Below are 19,125 nucleotides of genomic sequence, written 5' to 3' on the forward strand. Positions count from 1 at the left end.
CGAGTTGTGCCAAATGTTCTGACGACGGACACCCCAACTCGCTTTCGAGCCGGTCACGCGGGGATATCAGAGACTGCTGGGCACGATTGAGAACGGCTTCAGCTTTATGATTATCTGCCTCCAGAAGCGCATCTTGGTAGGCATCTTCAAGTTGCGCCCGATTTGCTCGGGGCGTCACATCCAATAGTGCGAAGGCATTTTTCGTTAAGTCAAACGCCGCCACCCCATTGCACTCCATACTTCATGTCGGAAAATTAGACCAAAGAAAGCTGACTAAGCAGTTCCTGTGGTTAAGAAAAGTTTAGCCGGCTGTCCCCCAATGCGTTACTTGGCATAAAGCATGGCGGCGGCCAGGAGGCAACGTTGAGAGTAAACTTACCAGCGCCGGATTTACATCCCGTTGCGAGCCCGAGTGCGCAGTCAAATTTCCAACCGCGCCCGTGACGCGCATTGGCGAATGTGGCAGCGAAACCCCTAATGCTTGGACGATCCCGCACATACCGGCCCAGCCTTTGGGCACGCCTTTTCTTGTCGGAGAATTGGAAGCTGGTCCTCAGCCCCGCTTTCCAGGATCGGCTTAGACTGAAATCGACTGGCCAGGACGAAATCCCGTGCCTTGGGGTCACCTCTGTTTCGTCAACCAAGGCCCTGCTTTGGCACACGGTCGAAATCCGGTCGAAGGGCCGTATCGATGCCCTGTCCGGCCTGACCGCCAAGGCAGCTCAGACTTTACGCGACGACTTGCTGGCTTTCGTGAACCAGCACCTCGCGGATCTCATCGATTCCGACAAGGAACGCCTGCGCGAGGTCGATAGCAAAATTCGCGCGATCACCGACAGCAACAGGCAATATCTTGCTCATGCCGACGTCAGCCGGGCGATTGCAAGCGTCCCAGGGAATGCGTCACTGGCATTGGCGCACCCCTTGTTCGATGCAGCTCTTATCCCGGATGCGCTCAGGGCCTATCTGCCAACCTCATTTGAGATGCTCACCGATCCGGGCGTTCGTAGCCGTTACAACGAAAACTTCGTTGTGCACGAGATGCGAAAGTTCGAGGGATTCTTCGCCGACCTTGGCGGATTTTCACTCTCCCAGGAACAGCGCGAGGCGTGCATCCGCCTGGAAGACAACAACCTGCTCGTTGCATCCGCCGGATCAGGCAAGTCTGCCACTATGGTCGGGAAAGTGGCCTATGTCCTCGAGAAGGGGCTCTACGATCCGAGCGAGATCCTCGTTCTCGCTTTCAACAAGAGCGCCGCTGATGAGCTGAAGGAACGGATCGCCAGACAGCTGACTGTCGAAGAGGAAACGCTGGAATGCCGGGTGACTACGTTTCATGCGCTCGGCCGGGGCATCATTGAAGAAACGGAAGGCCGACCACCGCAGCTGGCCAACTGGGTCGAGCATCCCGCCGGTGAAGCCCGTGTGATCGACAAAATCATACGCGAGCTGATGGAGGCAAACGAAGAGTTTCGTCGACTATGGATCGACCTCCTCTCCATTTTGCCGAAGGCTGACATCCCGGCGGAGGTCTTTGACTCGGAGGCGGATTACAATCGCTACATCGCCGATCGCAACGACAAGGGCGGCAGCACCATCGGCACGCTCGTCGAGGATCTATACGTCAAATCCCTGCAGGAGCAGCGGATCGCGAACTGGCTTTGGGTTCATTCGGTCGCGTTCGAATATGAGAAGCAAATTTCATTCGAAGAGGAGGATGGGAGCCGGCGATTTGTCCAGCCTGACTTCCACTACCCCCTGACCGACACGTTCCACGAGCATTTCGCAATCAACGCGGATGGTTCCTCGCCCTTTGCGAACTACGCTGAGCACACCAAGGGCAAACGCGCCGGTTACAAGCGCGAAGAATTGGATTTCTTCGAGACAACCTCGGCACAGGCGCGCGATGGAACGCTGTTGCCGCATCTTGAGGCAGAGCTGGTCAAACGCGAAATTCTGCTGACCGAGAAGAGTGTCGACGAAATCCTCAAGGCGATCGAGCCGGTGGTGATCACGCACTACCAGAAGCTGATCGGCGTGTGCATCAAGCATATCCGGGCTAGCCAGCTTACGCTGGAGATGCTGCTCGAGCGGGCCAAGTCCCTCCATGACAAACCCCGGGCGCAGCATTTCGCGCGTGCGGTCTGGCTGATCACCGAAGCCTATTCACGCAAGCTCGACGAGGCGAAGCGTATCGACTTCGATTCGATGATCGGCGACGCGGTGCGCCTCGTCGAGACAGGACGCTATCAGAGCCCGTACTCACTGATCCTAGTGGACGAGTTTCAGGACATTTCGGACCCGAGGGCCAATCTGATCAAGGCGCTCAAACACCAGAAGCCCTTCACGAAGGTTTTTGCTGTCGGAGACGATTGGCAGTCGATCTACCGCTTTGCCGGTTCGGACATTACGATCTTCACCCAGTTCGAGGCGAACTTTGGCGCTTGCTGGCAAGGTCGGCTCGAACAGACCTACCGCTGCAACCAGCTGCTCGCCGACACCGCAGCAGGCTTCGTCCAGCGTAATCCAGAGCAGATCAAGAAGACAGTGCGGTCGACGCGCGCCGCCATACCGCGATCAATCCGAGTCATTCCTGTAAGCGTCGAGTGGCGGAAACCGAGCTTTCCAAAAGCCTGTTTCCAGCTGCTCGATCGCCTGAACACATTCCTTGAAGGTATTGCGGGCCAATGGCGGCGTGAGGCAGGGCAAAAGCTGAAGGTGTTGGTGTTGTGGCGTTACAACCTGTTGGATCCATTTCACGGTCGGCACCCCGAATTTTCGGCAATCGAGGTCACCGGCCTGTCGTTTCATCGCTCCAAGGGCCTGGAGGCCGACTACACGATCCTGCTTGATGTCAGCGAAGGGGACTACGGCGTTCCAAGCCGGATCGAAGACGACGAGCTGCTCAATCTCGTCATCCCGCGTCCGGAGACGTTTGCCTATGCGGAAGAGCGCCGGCTCTTCTATGTCGCACTCACCCGCGCCAGCAGAGGGGCGTTCATCCTCTGCAACAGACGCAAGCCCTCACGCTACATTCGCGAGCTTTGCGAGATCGCCGGCAACGAAGTCCGGTTTGAAACCATCGATGGCAAGGAACTCGATCAGTGTCCCAGTTGCCTGGTCGGCGAGTTGGTTGAACGTAAAGGACGGAACGACACGACCTTTTACGGCTGCAATCAATTCCCCGAGTGCCGCCACACACAGCAGACAGCTCCGGCCTTGGCAAAGAGTGCTTGATCCATTGACAGGCCTGCGAGCGAAGCGTGCTCTAGGCCTCCTGGATGTCCCAATTCTCGTAGAGGATTTCGAGCAGTTGCTGCTGACGATCCTCTACAACCTTTGGGGTCCATTTCTTCTGCTTCATGACCTGGCTTGTTAGGGCATATGAGGATACATTTTTGGTTCCTGAGAAGTATATCTCGCATTTTGGGCCGAATTCGTAATTCTGCGCAGCCGAATTCTTCTTCTTATTAAGTGGAACGAGATTTGCGAGACGATGTACCCACTCCTTGCGTTCGGCTGGATCAGGCCACCATGTCCTCCACTCGCTGTCAGCTGGCACCGTCTGCGGGAGAACGTGCTCAATCGTGAGGACTGAGGGATCATAGGTTGCGGCCCCGTCAGAGATGAAGGAATCCAGGCGAAGGATCAGGTAATTGCGGCGCCGTGGCGTCAAATCATAAATGTCGCCGTCGAGTGCGTCGCGAGATGCTTCGTGATCCTCGTCGGTAAACTCGAATTGCGACATATCGTCTGGCTCTGCGCCTGACTGGATATCGCTGATGAGTTGCGCATAGACCTCGATGCGATCATTCACATTCCAGCGGCAAATGTGCATGTACGCGGCCAAACGCTCGAGCAATTCAAAGAAGCGCACGACCCGTTTGGGCTTGTTTCGCTGCTCCTTAAGATACAGCATTGCGGGCGGGATCCAGTCAGAATTGTCGATCCGCTGAAGCCATTTTATGTAATAATTGACATCCTCTGCATGAGACGTCGCTGAATACGAGGCATTGCGGATCGCATCCAAAGCATCTGAGAAAGGCTCGAGCACGTCATCGATGAAAATTTTGGGGTCCGGATTCTTCGGAAGGACGTGTGCACGGAACTCTTCAAGCAATATTCGCTTAGCCTTCTCCTTGGCGTAAATCATACGAATATATGTAAACAGGTCACGAAATCCGTCGCGTGTGAGCTCGACCTCCATCTCTTCCCATTTATCGTTATAAATTTGGCGATCATTCTCGCTTTTCAGCTTACCAATCGTGTCTGCCTTGATGATATCGGTCGGCTGAAGGTCGAGGCCACGGCTATTCATCACCGAGAATACGCGGAAAGCCGATTCCTGGCTGGCCGTCGAGACGGCAACCAGATAGCACCGCGTCAAAAGAAAGGTGACGAAAGCGCGCAACTTCTCTGGCGTCGGCAAGGCGTCGGCAACTGCCTGAACAAAATGCTTAGCGTTTGCCCGGATGTTGACCTGTGACTCGTTGTCCAGCGACGAAGGGTCGAGATCTATCAGAGCATCGAGCTTCAGACTCTGGATGTATTTGGCGAAGAAGGCTCTATCGCGCTCACGCAAGGACAGTCGGGGTTTAGGCAGGATTCCTTCCATCTTCTTGCCCGGCTCGAGGATGTACGGGCGGAGCTCCTCCTTGTCCTCACCATCGTTTGCGCAGGCCATTGCTGCCAGCAGAATTGTGAGTGTCGTTAAGCGCTGTTGTCCGTCGATGACCTGCGAATAAGCGCTATCCTCTGATTTGATCAGCACGATACTGCCAAGAAAGTAGCCTTCTTCCTCTTCAGCCCGAAAGAAGGTGATCAGGTCATCAAAGAGTTCGGCGGCCTGATCGGGAGTCCAGGCGTAAGGTCGCTGATAAGAAGGGATGACATATTCAAAATCGGACGAGAAAATCTTGGAAAGAGGATATTCGGCGCCACTAATCTTCTTCGACACGATCGTCTCCCTGCTGACAGGGCGAAAGTGCAGGTCGAGTCCGGACCTGTCAATCGGGCCCCACGGCAGGGAGGCCGGAACGTCGGACCTCAGGACTCAATATGCCTTGCGAGCGCAATACGAGAATTGCGCATAACGAAGGCATTGAACCAAAACGTTATCCCGCATTTCCCCGAAAATTGAAAATGCGGGATAAAAACATCTGCTTCAGGACATGAGCGGTTACCCAAGCCTGGTTGCGATCCAACCATCAATGTCCTCCTGAGCCCAAGCGACTGCGTATCCGCCAAGTTGTATGGGCTTCGGGAATTTCCCCTCCGCCATCCAGCGATAGATCGTCGATCGGCCAAGGCCTACGCGGTATTGCACTTCCTTGAGCCGGATGAGGCGTGTCACACGCCTCGGCTCTGGCATCACCTGCTGCTCCGCCTCAGTCATGGCGACCTCCCAACGTGGCAGCATAGATGTCGCCGAGCAGTGCATCTTTGCGCTCCAATTCGTCGATGTGATCGGCAAGAAGTCGTGCCACGCGATGCGCAGTGCCCTTGGCCCACCGCGGCTTCACGTCGTGCACCTGGTTCCCAAGAACGCGTTCGAGGGCCGCTGGCAGCTCGCAGATGAGTTCCTCGAAGAATTGGGCGATGTCGGTCTGAAGCCAGCGGGTCGCCTGGTCGCCGCCGGCACCCAAGAACAGCAGCAGGTGCGCATGCGGCGCCATGCCCGATGAGGCCAGGATACGCAGTGCTTCGCCAAGGCTCGGGCTTCTCTCGCCGCACAGCGTCCGGCGTAGCGCGTCTTTATGTAGGTCTGCCTCACGCGCAATTTCGCAGCGGTTGCGACCGCTCTGTTCGACGGCGGTGTGCAGAAGGTGCGCGAGGTCGCGCCGGGTCTGGCTTTCACCAAGTACGCCCATGTCGATCACTGGTGTTTCTCCTTTGTCCGGAATGATCGACTCACCGGCTATCGGATGAGGAAGGGTGTAGGAAAACGAAAAGAACATAAAAGGAACAAAGGGGAAGGCGCGAATCAGACGCTTCCCTCGATTCGCGCAGAAATCGGCCGACTTGGCGCGGATTCCGACTTCATTGGCGCGATCTTCGGCATGATTGACGCCCGAAGAGATCGAGGCAGCGCGATTGCCGGCTCGCGCTCCTCTTGATGTCGCTTTTTGCTTGGCCGGCAGGCCCCAGACGACGGTCGCGATTTCCTACAGGGGCATCGAGGGATCACGAAGAACAGACAGCGAACGGGTTGACCGCTTGCTGCTCCTTCAATCCTCGAAAGGCCTTGCCTCATGAATACCCCTCTCCAGCTTCCCCGGCGGACTCAGCTCAAGGACTACATCCTGCCCGCGCTGGTGGCGCTTGCCGGTGCTGGCGCGGCCTATGCCGGCGCCGACACCACCTTCGATCCCGCGCTCGTCAAGTTCACCGATTTTCTCGAGGGCTCGGGCGGCAAGATCATCACCGTGCTCAGCCTCGCGGGCGGCCTCATCGGCCTCGCTTCGGGTCGCTTCACGCTCGGCCAGATCGCCGTGCCGGTGGGCGTCGGCATCGGTGTCGGCACGGGCGTGCCGATCGTCACCTCGGTCGTGACCGCGGTCATCTGAACAGCGGATCCGGTCACGGCGGGAGGGCGGCAACATGGCCGACAAGTACCTCGTTCCCCAACGGCTCGACGATCCGGAGCTCATCGGCTTCTGGACCATCGACGAGTTCGCGGGGCTGTTGATCCCCTTTGCCTGGGGGATCCTGGCGCAGCACATCTTCATCGGGATCGCACTGTCCTTTGCGACCTGGTTCGTCTTGCGGAAGGCGAAATCCGGAAACGCGGGCTCGGCGCTGGTGCATGCTGCCTACTGGTACATGCCCGGGGGTTTCCTCGGGCTGAAGGCCACGCCGCCCTCCCATTGCCGCCTCCTGGCCGGCTGAGGGAGACAAGCGATGCGCGCAGAATTCGCATACGAAGAGGCCCAGAAATACCTGCGCCAGCGCAATTGGCTGGCGCTGGTCGCCGGCGGCCTCGCTGTCACCACGCTGTTCGGCGTGGGCGCGGCGGCGACCCGGGACCGGGAAGTCGTGTTGGTCCCGGTGACCAGCGAACGGCTCTCGCTCTCCAGTGCCGGACCGGATGCGCATTACCTCGAGCTCGTCACCCGCGACACCGCGCTGATGCTGCTCAACCGAAGCCCACAAGGCCTCGACTACTGGATGGCCGAGATACTGAAGCTCGCCGATCCGGCTTCCCACGGCCGCCTCAAGGCCGAGCTCGTCAAGATCGTCGACGAGCAGCGCGGCTCGGACATCTCCCAGGCCTTCGTCATCCGCAAGATGGAGGTCGACCCGGCCGCCCTCACTTCGACCGTCACCGGCACGCTCAAGACCTTCGTCGGCGCGCAGGTGATCGCCAGCAACGATCGCAGCTTCCGGTTCCGCTGGAGCCGGCATGGCCTCGCCCTCGGGCTCGTCGGCTTCGAGCAGCTGCAAGACCAAAGCCAGAAGGACTGAAGACGGCCATGAGCTATCTTACCCCAACGACCGCACTTGGTGCCGGTCTCGCCTGTTTCGGACTAGGCGTCACACGCCGTGTCGACATCGGTTTCAAGGCGCTTGGCGTCGCCCTGTGCGCCCTCGCGTTCAGCGCGTCCCCGGCCTTCGCCGACCAGTTCGTCGAAGCGGCGGACAACGCCAAGATCGACTGCGTGCTCTCGCGCGGCGAACTGACCCGCATTGCGCTGGTGGACGATGGCTTTGCCAACGTCTCGAAGATCGCCAGCGCCTATCCTTACAACGATTTCACCGTGACCCACGAGCCGGTCCGCGGCGACATCTACATTTCAGTGCCGCCCCAGTTTGCCGCCGACCGGGTCAGCTTCTTCGCCACGAGCAAGGCGGGCTACGTCTACAAGTTCGCGTGCCGGACGGCCGCCCAGGAAGCGAGCCAGATCTTCGTCACCAATCCGGCGCTGAAGACCCACGAAGCCGAAGACTGGGAGCAGACAGCAGGTCCCGATGAGGCGGCGATCCGCCTGATCGAAGCCATGGCAGGGGACGCGGTTCTTCCCGGCTTCTCCGCTCGCGCCGAACTGGGGCTCCCCCGCAAGACGGGCGGGATCGAGGTCCAGCTGGTCGCGGAATATTCCGGCGCCGAGCTCGTCGGCCAGCGCCTTGTCCTGCGCAACCTCGGCAAGGAGCCGCTCGACCTCGCAGCCGACCGTGAGGGTCCGGCCGGAACCATCGCCTTTGCTTATGGCCGCGATGCGCTGCGTCCGGGCGAGACGACCAGCGCCTTCCTTGTCTTCCGCAAGGGAGGGCTCGAGTAATGGCACACGAAACCGAACGGTCGGGCGGTGAACCTGCCGCCGACAGCAGCCAGGTGGCCGCCACTCCGGAAAGCCGGCGCGAAGTCGGACGCCGTAACCTCAATCGCCAGATCGCCCAGCGCCAGAAGGCTCTGCTCATTGGTGTTGGCGCTCTTGCCCTCGTCGGCGGCGCGACGTTCCTGTTCAGCGGCGACAAGGGCAAAGGCTCGGGTACTTCCGGCGAGGCGGTGACGATCGACACCGGCGGGCTCGTCAACCGCAACCTGTCGGAACGCGAGTTCGTCGCGACTTACGGCAACCGTGCCGATGCCCAGGACCGGGAGATCAAGGCGCTCAAGGAAGGCCAGGTCTCGCGTCCCGAGCTCGAACAGCAGCTTGCCGCGCTCAAGACCGAAAATGCGCAGATGCGCACCGACGGTCAGCACGCGATCGATGCAATCTCGGCAGAGAACGCGGCCTTGAAATCGCAGCTCGACCAGGCCTCGCGCGCGCCGGCTGCACCGGTCATGCCGCCGCCTGCCTATGGCCCTGGTGTTTCTCCGGGTACTGGCACCCCGGCACCAGGGACAAACCGGCAAGGTGCCGACGGCCCGGCAACCGACGCCAAAGTCAGCCTGATGAGCTTCGAGACCGGCGCTACCGGACCCAAGAAGCCGGGAGGCGACAGCGCGGCCCCGCAGCTCCTGCTGCAGGACAGCCCCGATTACCTGCCGCCCAACAGCTATGCGCCGGCGCGGGTCATTGTCGGTGTCGATGCCTCGACCGGCGTTGCCAGCCAGACCGATCCACTCCCGGTGGTGCTCAGGATTACCGGGCCGGCACGCTCGGTCATGCGAGGCGGCAAGGTGCTGACGACCGATATCACCGGCTGCCTCGTCAACGGCGCGGCCCGCGGCGATCTCAGCAGCGAGAAAGTCTATGTGAAGCTTGCGCGCATGACCTGTGCGCAGCCGGGCGGCCGCTATGCGATGAGCGAGGTCAAAGGCTTCATCAGCTTTGCCGGCAAGTCGGGCGTGCGTGGCCGTGTCGTCAGCCGCGAAGGCAGCCTTGTTGGCCAGGCCCTCCTCGCCGGGATCGTCGGCGGCTTTGGTCGGGGCTTTTCCGCCAATGCCAATGGCATCTTCACCGGCCAGATCGGGGCCGATGGCAAGCGTCAGGCGCTCTCGCCGACTGACATTGTCACAGGCGGCATCGGCCAGGGCGCCGGCGAGGCCGCCGACACGGTGAGCAAGTACCTCATCGAACGCGCCGAACAATACCAACCCGTCGTCGAGATGCCGACCGGCATCGAGGTCGAGATCGTCTTCCTCGACGGCGTTCACGTCAGGAGCAACACGAAATGAATTACACGGAATTCCGGCCGGGCTTCAAAGCCCGTGCCGCAACGGCGGCGCTTGCCGTCACCACAGCCTTTGCCGTCGTCAGCCTCGGTCTCGCTGCAGTGACGTCCGCGCCGGCTCAGGCGAGCGCCACGTCAAGCGCCGTGCGCGCCGCGCTCAAAGCGCGCCTTCCCAAGACGCCGATCGACGCGCTCACCTGCGAGGGCTTCGGCGGGCTGTGCGAAGTCGTGTCGGGGACTACGCTGTTCTACGTTGATGAGAGTGCCCGCTACCTCCTGGTCGGCCGGCTCTACGACATGGAGACGCGCCGTGATGTGACGGCAGCGCGGCTGCTCGAGCTCAACCCGGACCTCATCGCTGCCGGCGCGGCGCGCGCGGGCGGCGACAGCAAGGCGCAGCAAGACGAACCTGCGAACGCGGTCCCAACCAAGGTCGATCTCGCCAAATTGCCCGCCGATGGCGCCGTGCGCTGGGGCAATCCGGCAGGCCCCAAAGTCGTGGTCTTTTCGGACTTCCACTGCGGCTACTGCCAGCGCCTGACCGGTGAGCTCGCCAAGGCGGGCGTCCAGGTCGAGGAACGGCCGATCTCGATCTTCGGAGCCAAGAGCCGCGCGCTCTCCGAGGCCGTTCTCTGCGCGCTCGATCCGGCCGCCGCACTTCACGCCGCCTATGCCGGAGATGCGCCACAAGCGCGGCCTGGCTGCAAGCCCAAGGGCCTCGATGCGAACGAGGCTTTCGCAAAGGCGAATGGCTTCAACGGCACCCCGGTGCTGGTGCGGGCGACCGATGGCGCGGTTCTGCAGGGCTATCGCCCGGCAAGCGAGATCCGCCGCTTCCTTGGCCTCACTCCGAACAAGGGAGGCCAGTGATGGGCAGGCCCAACAGACTTTCACTCGCGCCGCTGCGTGTTGCGGCGCTCGTTGCCCTCGCTGTCGCGACCAGCGGCTGCGCGGTGCTCGGCGGCAACGTCAAGGGGAGCTTCTCGTGCCGCGCGCCGGAAGGCAATTGCGCGCCGACCTCGGTGATCGATGAAGCAGCCACCCAGGCTTCGGGCAAAGCGCCCGAAGCGATGAGGCCGCCCTCGGCACGCGTCCTGCCGCAGATATCCGAGGGACGGCTGCGCGTCGTGCTGGCGGCCTATCGCGACGACAATGGGCGGACGCATGAAGCGCGGGTCGTCGAGGTCCCGCTGCCGACGAGTGCTGCAAGCCAGTTTCAGGATCCGGCGAGCCGCCGCGAAGTCGCTCGGGCACTCGCCCGCGCGGTGAGTGCCGCGCGCCATCCCGAAAGCGCGGCGGAGCCGCCGCGCCCGATCGGTCCTCCGGCCGATCTTCCTGCCGATCCTACCACCACCGCCTTGCCGGACGTGCTCACTGCCCCCTTGCAGCACGCGCCGGCCGGGGGACCCGGGACTGCCTCCCTCCCGGCCCGGGTCCCCCAACCTGACGCACAGAAGGAGGAGCCCGCTCCTCAGGAAGGTCAAAAGCCATGACTCTCTCGCTTGCCAGGGCGCGCGACGCGCTGATGGGCTCGCTGTTCGCCGACACGGCCTCGGCCGAAAAGCCGCGCACGAGCTTTGCCCTCGACATGCTCTCGGACTGGCTCCCTTACCGGGTCTTCGACGAGAGCGCCGGGCTTTACCGCAATGCCCACTCCAAAGGTTTCATCCTCGAGGTGACGCCGCTCATCGGCGCCGATGAGCGCACCGGCGAAATCCTGGGTCAGTTCTTCTCCGAAGGGCTGCCCCAGGGAGCCTGCCTGCAGGTGCTCAATTTCGCGAGCCCGCGCATCGGGCAGGTCGTCTCACCGTGGTTCGCGCCTCGCTACGAGCAGGGCGGCGTCTACGAGGCGATCGCGCGCGAACGGATTGCCCGGTTCTACGATCTCGTCTGGGAGAGCGGTTCGGCGCATGCTCCCTTCCATGTCCGCAGCAGCCGTCTGATCGTCTCATTGGGCGTCCCCGAGAGCGCGTATGTCACCGATGCCGAACTCGCCGAATGCCGCGACGGGCTCCTGGGCCTCATCCATTCGCTGGGCCTTGAAGCCCATGCGCTGCGGCCGTCGGCGCTGATCGGGCTGATCGACGAGCTGACGTCGCCAACCACGGCCCGCGAACCCGAGCGTGAAAGCTGGAATCCGCTCGAGCAGATCGACGTCCAGGCGATCCGTAGCGACATCGAGCTCGAGGTCGAAGACGACCGCATGGTGCTGCGAACCGAGCGGTTCCGCGAGATCGGCCGCGACCGCGCTGGCCATCCCGAAGTCGGCGAATGCCTGCCCGACAGCTTCGATCTGCGCCATTTTGCCGTGCGCGCGTTTCCCGAACGCTGGGCGCCATGGGAATGCGCGCGCCTCATCGGCGACATGTTCACCGACAAGCTGCGGTTTCCCTGTCCGACCGCAACAATGCTGTGTCTGGTCTATCCCGACCAGGAAGCGGCGTCGGCGCGCGCGGGCTACAAGTTCATGCGCACCACGAGCCTCAGCCAGACCAAAAGCGCGCGTTTCCTGCCCAAGCTTGCCGACCAGTCGGCTGAGTGGCGGCATGTCCAAAACGAGCTGCAGGCCGGCAAGAAGCTGGTGAAGCTGTTCTACGGTCTCACCAGCTATTCGCCGCTCGGCCAAGGCGATGCACACGAGCGGGTGATCAAGGCGATCTTCAAGGCCGCGGGCTGGGATCTCGCTGACGAGCGCTTTCTCCAGCTCCAGGGCCTGGTCGCGGCCTTCCCCTTGAGCCTCGCCGATGGGCTGGCGGACGACATGCTTCGCCTGAAGCGCATGCGCACGATGCTCTCGACCACGGCGGCCAATATCGCGCCGATGCAGGGCGAGTATCTCGGCCGCTCCGTGCCGCATCTCCTGCTTGTCGGCCGCCGGGGCCAGCCCTTCTGGTGGTCGCCGTTCGAGAACGGAGCGGGCAACCACAACATCGCGATCTGCGGCAAGTCGGGTTCGGGCAAGTCGGTCCTGCTCCAGGAGCTTTGCGCGGCCTTGCGCGGTGCGGGCGCCAAAGTCGTCGTGATCGACGACGGCCGCTCGTTCGAGCACTCGGTCAAGCTTCAGGGCGGCCGCTTCGTCGAGTTCACGCTGGCGGCCGGCTTCTCGCTCAACCCCTTCTCGATGGTCGACGATGCCCGGGCGGCGAGCGATGAAGACTACCGGCTCGACTGCTTTGCCATGATCAAGGCGATCATTGGCCAGATGGCGCGGCACGATGACAAGCCGAGCGATACCGAGCGCGGCCTCATCGACCGGGCGGTGACGACGGTCTGGGACACGCTCGGCAGCGGCGGCAGCATCGACGATATCGCGGCCGCCCTTGGCGCGGGCGGCGGCGAGCTTGGGGCTAACCTGGCGACCGCCATCGCCCCCTACTGCCGTGGCGGCAGCTACGGCGGGTTCTTTTCAGGCAAGGCCAGCTTCGCGCTCGACGATGATTTCACCGTCTTCGAGATGAGCGACCTTGCGAGCCGCGAGGAGCTGAGGAGCGTCGTCCTCTCGGCGATCATGTTCATGACCGGCCAGGCCATGACGCGCACGTCGCGAGCAACGCGCAAGCTGCTGCTGATCGACGAAGCCTGGTCGATGCTGCGGGGCGGCTCGATGGGCGAGTTCGTCGAGACCTATGCCCGCACCGCGCGCAAATATGGCGGCGCGCTCGCGACCGCCACCCAGTCGCTCAACGACTACTACAAGTCGGACGGCGCCCGCGCCGCGCTCGAGAACAGCGACTGGATGCTGATACTCCAGCAGAAGGCCGAGACGATTGCCGATTTCCGGCAAAGCGCCCGGCTCGACATGGACGATCGTACTGAGACGCTGATCCGGTCCCTGAAGCGCTCGGGCGCGGAATATTCCGAGATCTTCATCAAGGGCCCGGAGACCGAGGCGATTGGCCGTCTGGTTCTCGATCCGCTTTCGGCGACGATCTTTTCGTCCGACCCCGACACCTACGCCGCGATCCAGGCGCTCGAGGCCCGCGGCATGCCGCTCGCCGACGCGATCCGCAAGGTTGCGGGTCTGCCGCTGGGAGAGCGCTGATGGCCTTTCACCAGACGCCCTTCGACCACATCGGCGTGTGGTCGCCGCCGCAGCGCTTGCTGCCGTTTCTGCAGGGGACTTGCTTCGTCCTCATCGAGGCCTCGCGTTTTGCCGTCACGAGCCTGCTGATCGTGCTCGGACTGCCGCTCTTTGCCTTCCTGTTCCTCGCGGGCTGGGACTTGGGGCTGCTCTTCACGCAGCTCGGCAACCTTGCCGACCATTACCGCGAAGCGAGCGCGATCCGGCGGATCGCCTTTTCGCAGGACCTCCAGGGCGTGTTCCTCGCGACCTCGCTCGGCGTGCTGCTGGCACGCGCACCGCGGTTCCTGAAGCGCCTCGAAACCGCGCTCGCTCCGGCCGCTCCCCGGGAGACCGACAATGGCTGACACGACCCTATTACAATCTTTTAATCGCCCACTGGCGCTGCGTCTGGGCGCGGTTCTCCTCGCGGTCTGCCTCCTTCTGTGGGGCGCCTGGGTCAGCCGCGAAGTGGCGCGCCCTCGCGAGCAGATCGTCACGGTTCGTCTGTCTGAAACGATTGCGCGCTTCGTCGATACCGAAGCGCGCAGCGGCAAGGCGCCCGAGGATGGGCAGGCACGAACGCTGGCTTACCTCCAGGCCGCCGAGGCCGCCGTGCGCGAGATGGGCAGCAATGGCAGGGTGGTGCTGGTCGCCGAAGCGGTATTGGCCGGCGATGTCCCCGATGCCACGGCCGAACTCGAGCAGCGCGTCGCCGCCAAGCTTGGCCGGGAGAAACGGCCATGACGGATCTTGTCGCCCGCACGCTGCGCCGGGTCCGGCGTCCGTTGCTCCTCACCGCGATTGTCGCCTTGCCATTTGCCTGGGCGCCGATTGCCGCTTTCGGCGAGGACCATGCGTTCCTCATCAATGCGAGCCCGAGCCTGCCCAACTGGGCCTTCTGGCTCGACAAGTCGGCGCCGATCGCACGTGGCAGCCTGATCTTCTTCGAGCCGCCAGCCTCGCCGCTGCTGGAGAGGCATTTCGGGAAAGGTCCGCATCTTTTCGGCAAGCGCGTGCTGGGCCTGCCGGGCGACGTGGTGAGCCACGAGGGCGCCGAGGTCCTGGTCAACGGGCGCAAGGTCGGCGCGCGCCTGGCGAAAACCCGGCTCGGGCTCAAGCTCAGCCCCGGACCCGAAGGCGTCATCCCGCAGAACTGCTACTATGTCGGCAGCGACCACCCGCGCGGCTTCGACAGCCGCTACGCTGAAGTGGGCTTGGCCTGCCGTGGCCACATTCTTGGCAGCGGGAGGGCGATCCTGTGAGGCGCGCGTTTCTCCTTCCGCTCTGCCTCGCCTGCGTCCCTGCGGCCGAGGCCCGTGACTATGGCCAGCACGGCGCAGTCTTCCCGGTGATCGAGCGCGATCTCCTCGAGCAGATCCATACGCGGCTGACCGCCATGGAAAAGTCGGGCGAGACCGCGCGGCTCAACCAGGAATTGCAACGGCGCACGGCGGCCCGGGTCAACCGGCCCGAGCCGGTCGGCGGGCTTGTCCGCGCGAGCGCCGCCCGCCGCTGGAGCTTTGATCCCACGATCACGCTCGAGACCGATATTCGAGGACCCAAGGGCGAGCTCATTCATGCCCGCGGCACGCGGGTGAACCCGCTCGACAGCGTGCCCCTGCGCGCCGAGCTCCTGTTCTTCGACGGCGATGATCCCGAGCAGCTCGCCTGGGCGCTGAGCCAGTCTAGGGCTGCGAAGCTCATCCTCACCAAAGGCGCGCCGCTCGAGCTGATGAAGGCACGGCAGCGGCGGTTCTACTTCGACCAGGGCGGCAAACTCATCCGCCACTTCGGGATCGGGGCGGTGCCGGCGCGGGTGCGCCAGCAAGGCCGCGCGCTCGAAGTCAGCGAGATCGTCCTTCCACCCCGTCAAGGAGCCCGCCCATGACACATCTTCGTCGTCTGGTAGCGGCTGCGCTCGGAGCGCTGGGCCTGATGCTGGCCAGTCCAGCCAGTGCAGATGCGGGCCCCGGCCGCTGCACCGGCAGCTTCGTCAACCCGATCACCGATATCTGCTGGTCCTGCCTGTTTCCGATCTCGGTCGGGGGACTCAAGATCTGGCCGTCGAGCCGTCCTGATCCTTCCAACCCGACCCTGCCACTGTGCCTATGCGGCTTGCGGCCCGGCATCGCCATGGGGTTCTGGGAGCCGGTTCGGCTTGCCGACGTCAGCATGAAGCCCTGGTGCTTCGTTAACCTGGGCGGGATGAAGCTCGATCCCGGCTTCGATATCGGGTTCCGCTCGATCAAGGGTCCGTCGGCGATCGGCGGGGCCAGCCAGAACTACTCGAGCTGGCACGTTCATTGGTATGCCTATCCGCTGATCTACTGGATGGAGATCGTCGCCGATTTCCTGTGCCTGGAATCGGGCTCGATCGACATTCTCTACATCTCCGAGATCGATCCGCTCTGGCAGGACAGCGAACTCACCGCGATCATCAATCCCGAGGCGGTCCTGTTCGCCAACCCGCTCGCGCTCGCCGCCTGCGCTGCCGATTGCGTGTCCTCGACGGTCCACCTGCCGGTCGACGAGATGTTCTGGTGCGCTGGCTGCCAGGGCTCGATGTACCCGATGAACGGCAATGTCTCGGCCTCGATCGGGCACGTCCAGGCCTCGCGGCTCGTGCTCTCGCGCTTCGCCTATAAGCTCCACCGCGAGCTCGTCGCCTGGGGCACGATGGGCAGCAAGGGGCTTTGCGGCAAGTACCTGATGCCGGTGATGCGCAAGCAGCAATACCGCTTCCAGGCCACCAATCCGAACCCGGCGACCAAGGGGCGCTATGCCTGCCCCCCGATCGGCGCCGCCACCACCTTTCAATCGGCTGGACAGGTCATCCCCGCGATCGGCGAGGACATGGGCTACCTCGTCTGGCGCAAGCGGAACTGCTGCGCGCTATGAACCGGAAACTTCTCCTCATCCCGCTGGGACTGGCTCTCCCTCTCGCAGGTCTCGCGCTCGCCCAGAGTGCCCCCGACGGCATCGATCTCGACGCCATTCGCGCCCGCTCGGCCGAGCACGCCGAGGACGCGGCCGCCCTGGCGGCGGCGGTCCGCGAGCGGGCCGAAGCGGTGCACGATGACGCACTCCAAACCCAGGACCAGGCCCAGGCCGCTGGCGCGCGCTATGCCGACAGTCTGCCATCCGCCACGAACAGCACGGACGTTCTCGATTTCGATGCGATGGTTCGCGAGCGGGCCGAGGCGGAAAAAGCGCCGCTTGGCGAGAGCCCGCGCTTCATCGCCTTTGCCAGCCTGTCAATGCCGCCCGAGGCCTTGAAGGCATTGGTGCGCGACATGGGCCGCGCCGGCGGCGTGACCGTGCTGCGGGGCTTTCCATCCGGCGAATCCGCGCGGTTTAAGGCGCTCCTGACCGAGATCTGGCAAGGCGAGGATGCCCCGCAGGCGCTCGGCATCGACCCGCGCCTGTTCCGCGCCTTCCACATCGAGGCAGCGCCGAGCTTTGTCATGGTGGGGAGCGATTTTTCTCCTTGCGATGGCTTTGATTGCCAGGACGTTCCGCCGCCTCACGACCGGCTGACCGGCAATGTGTCGGTCGGACAGGTCCTCGAAACCATCAAAGACGGTGCCGGCCCCGGCGCCGCGCTGGCGCGCCTTCACCTGGCCCGCCTCGAAGAAGGAGCGGATCGATGAGAAAGATCCTGACGCTGCTCTGCGCCGGGCTCCTATGCGCAGGCACAGCGCAATCTGCCACAGCCCAATCCAATTCAGGACAGACGACCGCGGATGCGAAGGCCGACGGAAAGGCGTTCGGCAATGCGGTGATCGACCAGGTGAAGAGTGCAGCGACGACTTCGCCCGATGCCTCGCGCGTGCCCGGCTTCAATCCTGCCGCAACGCAAAGCCTCGAGGATTTGGCAGATAATCCGGACCGGATCGAGGGCGCGGCGCGCAGTGCCGCCACCAGCAACACTGCCGTCCGCACGATCGAGGATTCGATGAACAATCGGGCGCGCTTTTCGCCCCAGGAGATCAAGAGCATCCTCGCGCGGTCGGGCGAGATCAGCGAGACCCCGCTCGACTACACCAGCGGCATGTCGGTGTCCGGCTCGAAGGGCAATTGCGTGCCGCTGCCGCCGGGCACCGGCTCGGTCGGCACTTACATGGCGACCTGCAACACCGGCTATACGGCCGAGCAGAAGTCCGCATCCTGTCCGATCACGCTCGAGGCCAGCGTGGCCCCGCGACAAATCTATGGCTATTACTGCGTCGGCGGAAGCGGGGTCGATCCCGCCAGCATCTACGCCTGCAATCATTATCCGGCGCCGCAGTGCACCGTCACCCAGTCCTGGCCGATCAACCTCTGCGATCCCTATCTCGGGATCTATTGGGGCTGCAATTACGGCGACCTGCACGTCGACCTGGTGAGCTGCACCGCGCCGGTTGATGGCGCAACGCCTTACACCACGACCACCGAAACCGTGGTGACGACCCAGCGCAACGAGAGCCAGTGCTCAGGCCTTGTGGGTGATAGCAATTGTTCGCAGGACAGCGAGGTCTGCACCGACAGCGATCCCGTCACCCGGATCGTCGACGGAGTGTCGGTGACCCAGCCCTGCTGGGGCTGGCAGCGCAATTACACCTGTTCGGCCAGGATCGCCGGCAATGATTGCAGCGAGCTCGAGGCCAACGGCAGCTGCCGCTTCGTGCGCGAGGATTGCCTGACGGGCGACAGTCCCTGCTCGACCGCCGAGCGCGTCTACGAGTGCCCGGTGCCGCCGAGTGAGAGCTCGGGCCAGCAATATGTCTGCGACGGCGACGTCTACTGCATCGACGGCTCGTGCGAGACCATCACCCGCGAGGCCAACGACGAATTCAAGGACGCGGTCGTCGCCTTGAACGCGATGGATCAGGCGCGGCGCGAATTCGATCCCGAGACCATGACCCTGTTCAAGGGCGAGCGCGAGACCTGCTCGTCCAAGGTCTTTGGCGTGCTCAACTGCTGCAAGGGCAAGGGCTTCCCGCTCATCCCCGGCGTCCAGCTGCTGGTCGCGCTCGGCTGCAGCCGCGAGGAAATCCTGCTGCACGAGCGCGATGCGCAAGGCCTGTGCGCCTATGTTGGCACCTATTGCTCATCGAGCTTCCTCGGCGTCTGCCTGACCAAGAAGAAGGTCTACTGCTGCTTTGAATCCAAGCTGACTCGTATCCTGCAGGAGCAAGGCCGCGCGCAGCTGCCCAAGCCCTGGGCCAAGCCAAAGTCCGAGCAGTGCCTGGGCTTCACGCTCGACGAGTTCGCCCGCCTCGATCTCTCCCGCATGGATTTCTCGGAAGTCTACGCCGAGTTCACCGACGCCGCGCGCCTCCCCGACGAGCTGCAGACCTCCGAGCTCATCCAGCAGAAAATCCGCGACTATTACGAAAGGAGCAATCCGTGAGCGCGTTTCGTACCTCTGTGAACGCCGCCCTCATGGCTGCGCTGCTCGTCCC

At 63.1% G+C, this 19,125-nt stretch carries 20 protein-coding genes; 16 read left to right on the top strand and 4 right to left on the bottom strand.

The features are described from left to right. A partial coding sequence (locus A7A77_RS18265; protein ID WP_216635590.1) for a hypothetical protein occupies positions 1-223 on the bottom strand: 223 nt, incomplete at its 3' end. Positions 224-528: 305 nt separating this feature from the next. Here A7A77_RS18265 and A7A77_RS14155 point away from each other — a divergent pair. Continuing rightward, positions 529-3,237 (top strand): UvrD-helicase domain-containing protein, encoded by a 2,709-nt coding sequence (locus A7A77_RS14155; protein ID WP_245638494.1) that lies wholly within the window; start codon positions 529-531, stop codon positions 3,235-3,237. Positions 3,238-3,268: 31 nt separating this feature from the next. On the opposite strand, the gene A7A77_RS14160 is transcribed toward A7A77_RS14155, so the two are convergent. From A7A77_RS14160 to A7A77_RS14170, 3 genes are all read right to left on the bottom strand, one after another. Beyond that, on the bottom strand, positions 3,269-4,957 hold the full coding sequence (locus A7A77_RS14160; RefSeq protein ID WP_066559729.1) for a DUF262 domain-containing protein: 1,689 nt from the start codon (positions 4,955-4,957) through the stop codon (positions 3,269-3,271). 222 nt (positions 4,958-5,179) lie between these two features. Further along, complete coding sequence (locus tag A7A77_RS14165; protein WP_425388578.1) at positions 5,180-5,440, bottom strand: helix-turn-helix transcriptional regulator; 261 nt, start codon at positions 5,438-5,440, stop codon at positions 5,180-5,182. Further along, complete coding sequence (locus A7A77_RS14170; protein ID WP_245638496.1) at positions 5,388-5,870, bottom strand: hypothetical protein; 483 nt, start codon at positions 5,868-5,870, stop codon at positions 5,388-5,390. Before A7A77_RS14170 ends, A7A77_RS14165 begins: the two co-directional genes overlap by 53 nt. Before the next feature lie 381 nt (positions 5,871-6,251). Here A7A77_RS14170 and A7A77_RS14175 point away from each other — a divergent pair, with 381 nt between their 5' ends. Genes A7A77_RS14175 through A7A77_RS14245 form a run of 15 tightly spaced genes read left to right on the top strand, consistent with a single transcriptional unit; the run spans position 6,252 to position 19,073 of the window. Continuing rightward, positions 6,252-6,566 carry a hypothetical protein gene (locus A7A77_RS14175; RefSeq protein WP_066559731.1) on the top strand — a complete coding sequence of 105 codons (315 nt, stop codon included), beginning with the start codon at positions 6,252-6,254 and terminating at the stop codon, positions 6,564-6,566. Between the two features lie 34 nt (positions 6,567-6,600). Further along, positions 6,601-6,888: a type IV conjugative transfer system protein TraL gene (gene traL, locus A7A77_RS14180; RefSeq protein WP_030538242.1), complete on the top strand. Its 288-nt coding sequence runs from the start codon at positions 6,601-6,603 to the stop codon at positions 6,886-6,888. Positions 6,889-6,900: 12 nt separating this feature from the next. Next, a complete protein-coding gene (locus A7A77_RS14185) occupies positions 6,901-7,464 on the top strand; it encodes a type IV conjugative transfer system protein TraE (RefSeq protein ID WP_066559732.1) in 564 nt (187 codons plus the stop codon). A gap of 8 nt (positions 7,465-7,472) precedes the next feature. Then, complete coding sequence (locus tag A7A77_RS14190; RefSeq protein ID WP_066559735.1) at positions 7,473-8,279, top strand: type-F conjugative transfer system secretin TraK; 807 nt, start codon at positions 7,473-7,475, stop codon at positions 8,277-8,279. Further along, positions 8,279-9,622 carry a TraB/VirB10 family protein gene (locus tag A7A77_RS14195; protein ID WP_066559749.1) on the top strand — a complete coding sequence of 448 codons (1,344 nt, stop codon included), beginning with the start codon at positions 8,279-8,281 and terminating at the stop codon, positions 9,620-9,622. The genes A7A77_RS14190 and A7A77_RS14195 overlap by 1 nt, the downstream gene beginning before the upstream one ends. After that, complete coding sequence (locus A7A77_RS14200) at positions 9,619-10,488, top strand: DsbC family protein (RefSeq protein WP_066559751.1); 870 nt, start codon at positions 9,619-9,621, stop codon at positions 10,486-10,488. Before A7A77_RS14195 ends, A7A77_RS14200 begins: the two co-directional genes overlap by 4 nt. Continuing rightward, complete coding sequence (locus A7A77_RS14205; protein WP_066559754.1) at positions 10,488-11,111, top strand: hypothetical protein; 624 nt, start codon at positions 10,488-10,490, stop codon at positions 11,109-11,111. The genes A7A77_RS14200 and A7A77_RS14205 overlap by 1 nt, the downstream gene beginning before the upstream one ends. Beyond that, positions 11,108-13,660 carry a type IV secretion system protein TraC gene (gene traC / locus A7A77_RS14210; protein WP_066559759.1) on the top strand — a complete coding sequence of 851 codons (2,553 nt, stop codon included), beginning with the start codon at positions 11,108-11,110 and terminating at the stop codon, positions 13,658-13,660. Before A7A77_RS14205 ends, traC begins: the two co-directional genes overlap by 4 nt. Continuing rightward, entirely contained in the window at positions 13,660-14,046 is a 387-nt protein-coding gene (locus A7A77_RS14215) for a hypothetical protein (protein WP_066559761.1), read from the top strand. Before traC ends, A7A77_RS14215 begins: the two co-directional genes overlap by 1 nt. Then, positions 14,039-14,425 (top strand): TrbI F-type domain-containing protein, encoded by a 387-nt coding sequence (locus A7A77_RS14220; RefSeq protein ID WP_066559762.1) that lies wholly within the window; start codon positions 14,039-14,041, stop codon positions 14,423-14,425. The genes A7A77_RS14215 and A7A77_RS14220 overlap by 8 nt, the downstream gene beginning before the upstream one ends. After that, entirely contained in the window at positions 14,422-14,943 is a 522-nt protein-coding gene (locus A7A77_RS14225; RefSeq protein ID WP_066559764.1) for a S26 family signal peptidase, read from the top strand. The genes A7A77_RS14220 and A7A77_RS14225 overlap by 4 nt, the downstream gene beginning before the upstream one ends. Next, a complete protein-coding gene (traW, locus tag A7A77_RS14230) occupies positions 14,940-15,569 on the top strand; it encodes a type-F conjugative transfer system protein TraW (RefSeq protein ID WP_066559766.1) in 630 nt (209 codons plus the stop codon). The genes A7A77_RS14225 and traW overlap by 4 nt, the downstream gene beginning before the upstream one ends. Next, complete coding sequence (traU, locus tag A7A77_RS14235) at positions 15,566-16,579, top strand: conjugal transfer pilus assembly protein TraU (protein WP_066559768.1); 1,014 nt, start codon at positions 15,566-15,568, stop codon at positions 16,577-16,579. Before traW ends, traU begins: the two co-directional genes overlap by 4 nt. Further along, positions 16,576-17,331 (top strand): type-F conjugative transfer system pilin assembly protein TrbC, encoded by a 756-nt coding sequence (gene trbC, locus A7A77_RS14240; RefSeq protein ID WP_066559770.1) that lies wholly within the window; start codon positions 16,576-16,578, stop codon positions 17,329-17,331. The genes traU and trbC overlap by 4 nt, the downstream gene beginning before the upstream one ends. Beyond that, positions 17,328-19,073, top strand: coding sequence for a conjugal transfer protein TraN (locus A7A77_RS14245; RefSeq protein WP_066559773.1), 1,746 nt, complete (start codon positions 17,328-17,330; stop codon positions 19,071-19,073). Before trbC ends, A7A77_RS14245 begins: the two co-directional genes overlap by 4 nt. Positions 19,074-19,125 lie beyond the last annotated feature (52 nt).

Source organism: Croceicoccus bisphenolivorans (assembly GCF_001634625.1).
Taxonomy (GTDB): domain Bacteria; phylum Pseudomonadota; class Alphaproteobacteria; order Sphingomonadales; family Sphingomonadaceae; genus Croceicoccus; species Croceicoccus bisphenolivorans.

Coding starts and splice junctions, on each gene's coding strand:
- A7A77_RS14190 (WP_066559735.1), top strand. CDS start 7,473: ATGAGCTATCTTACCCCAACGACCGCACTTGGTGCCGGTCTCGCCTGT.
- A7A77_RS14215 (WP_066559761.1), top strand. CDS start 13,660: ATGGCCTTTCACCAGACGCCCTTCGACCACATCGGCGTGTGGTCGCCG.
- A7A77_RS14175 (WP_066559731.1), top strand. CDS start 6,252: ATGAATACCCCTCTCCAGCTTCCCCGGCGGACTCAGCTCAAGGACTAC.
- A7A77_RS14185 (WP_066559732.1), top strand. CDS start 6,901: ATGCGCGCAGAATTCGCATACGAAGAGGCCCAGAAATACCTGCGCCAG.
- traU (WP_066559768.1), top strand. CDS start 15,566: ATGACACATCTTCGTCGTCTGGTAGCGGCTGCGCTCGGAGCGCTGGGC.
- A7A77_RS14220 (WP_066559762.1), top strand. CDS start 14,039: ATGGCTGACACGACCCTATTACAATCTTTTAATCGCCCACTGGCGCTG.
- A7A77_RS14200 (WP_066559751.1), top strand. CDS start 9,619: ATGAATTACACGGAATTCCGGCCGGGCTTCAAAGCCCGTGCCGCAACG.
- A7A77_RS14170 (WP_245638496.1), bottom strand. CDS start 5,870: ATGGGCGTACTTGGTGAAAGCCAGACCCGGCGCGACCTCGCGCACCTT.
- A7A77_RS14205 (WP_066559754.1), top strand. CDS start 10,488: ATGGGCAGGCCCAACAGACTTTCACTCGCGCCGCTGCGTGTTGCGGCG.
- traL (WP_030538242.1), top strand. CDS start 6,601: ATGGCCGACAAGTACCTCGTTCCCCAACGGCTCGACGATCCGGAGCTC.
- A7A77_RS14245 (WP_066559773.1), top strand. CDS start 17,328: ATGAGAAAGATCCTGACGCTGCTCTGCGCCGGGCTCCTATGCGCAGGC.
- A7A77_RS14165 (WP_425388578.1), bottom strand. CDS start 5,440: ATGCACTGCTCGGCGACATCTATGCTGCCACGTTGGGAGGTCGCCATG.
- A7A77_RS14225 (WP_066559764.1), top strand. CDS start 14,422: ATGACGGATCTTGTCGCCCGCACGCTGCGCCGGGTCCGGCGTCCGTTG.
- A7A77_RS14195 (WP_066559749.1), top strand. CDS start 8,279: ATGGCACACGAAACCGAACGGTCGGGCGGTGAACCTGCCGCCGACAGC.
- traC (WP_066559759.1), top strand. CDS start 11,108: ATGACTCTCTCGCTTGCCAGGGCGCGCGACGCGCTGATGGGCTCGCTG.
- trbC (WP_066559770.1), top strand. CDS start 16,576: ATGAACCGGAAACTTCTCCTCATCCCGCTGGGACTGGCTCTCCCTCTC.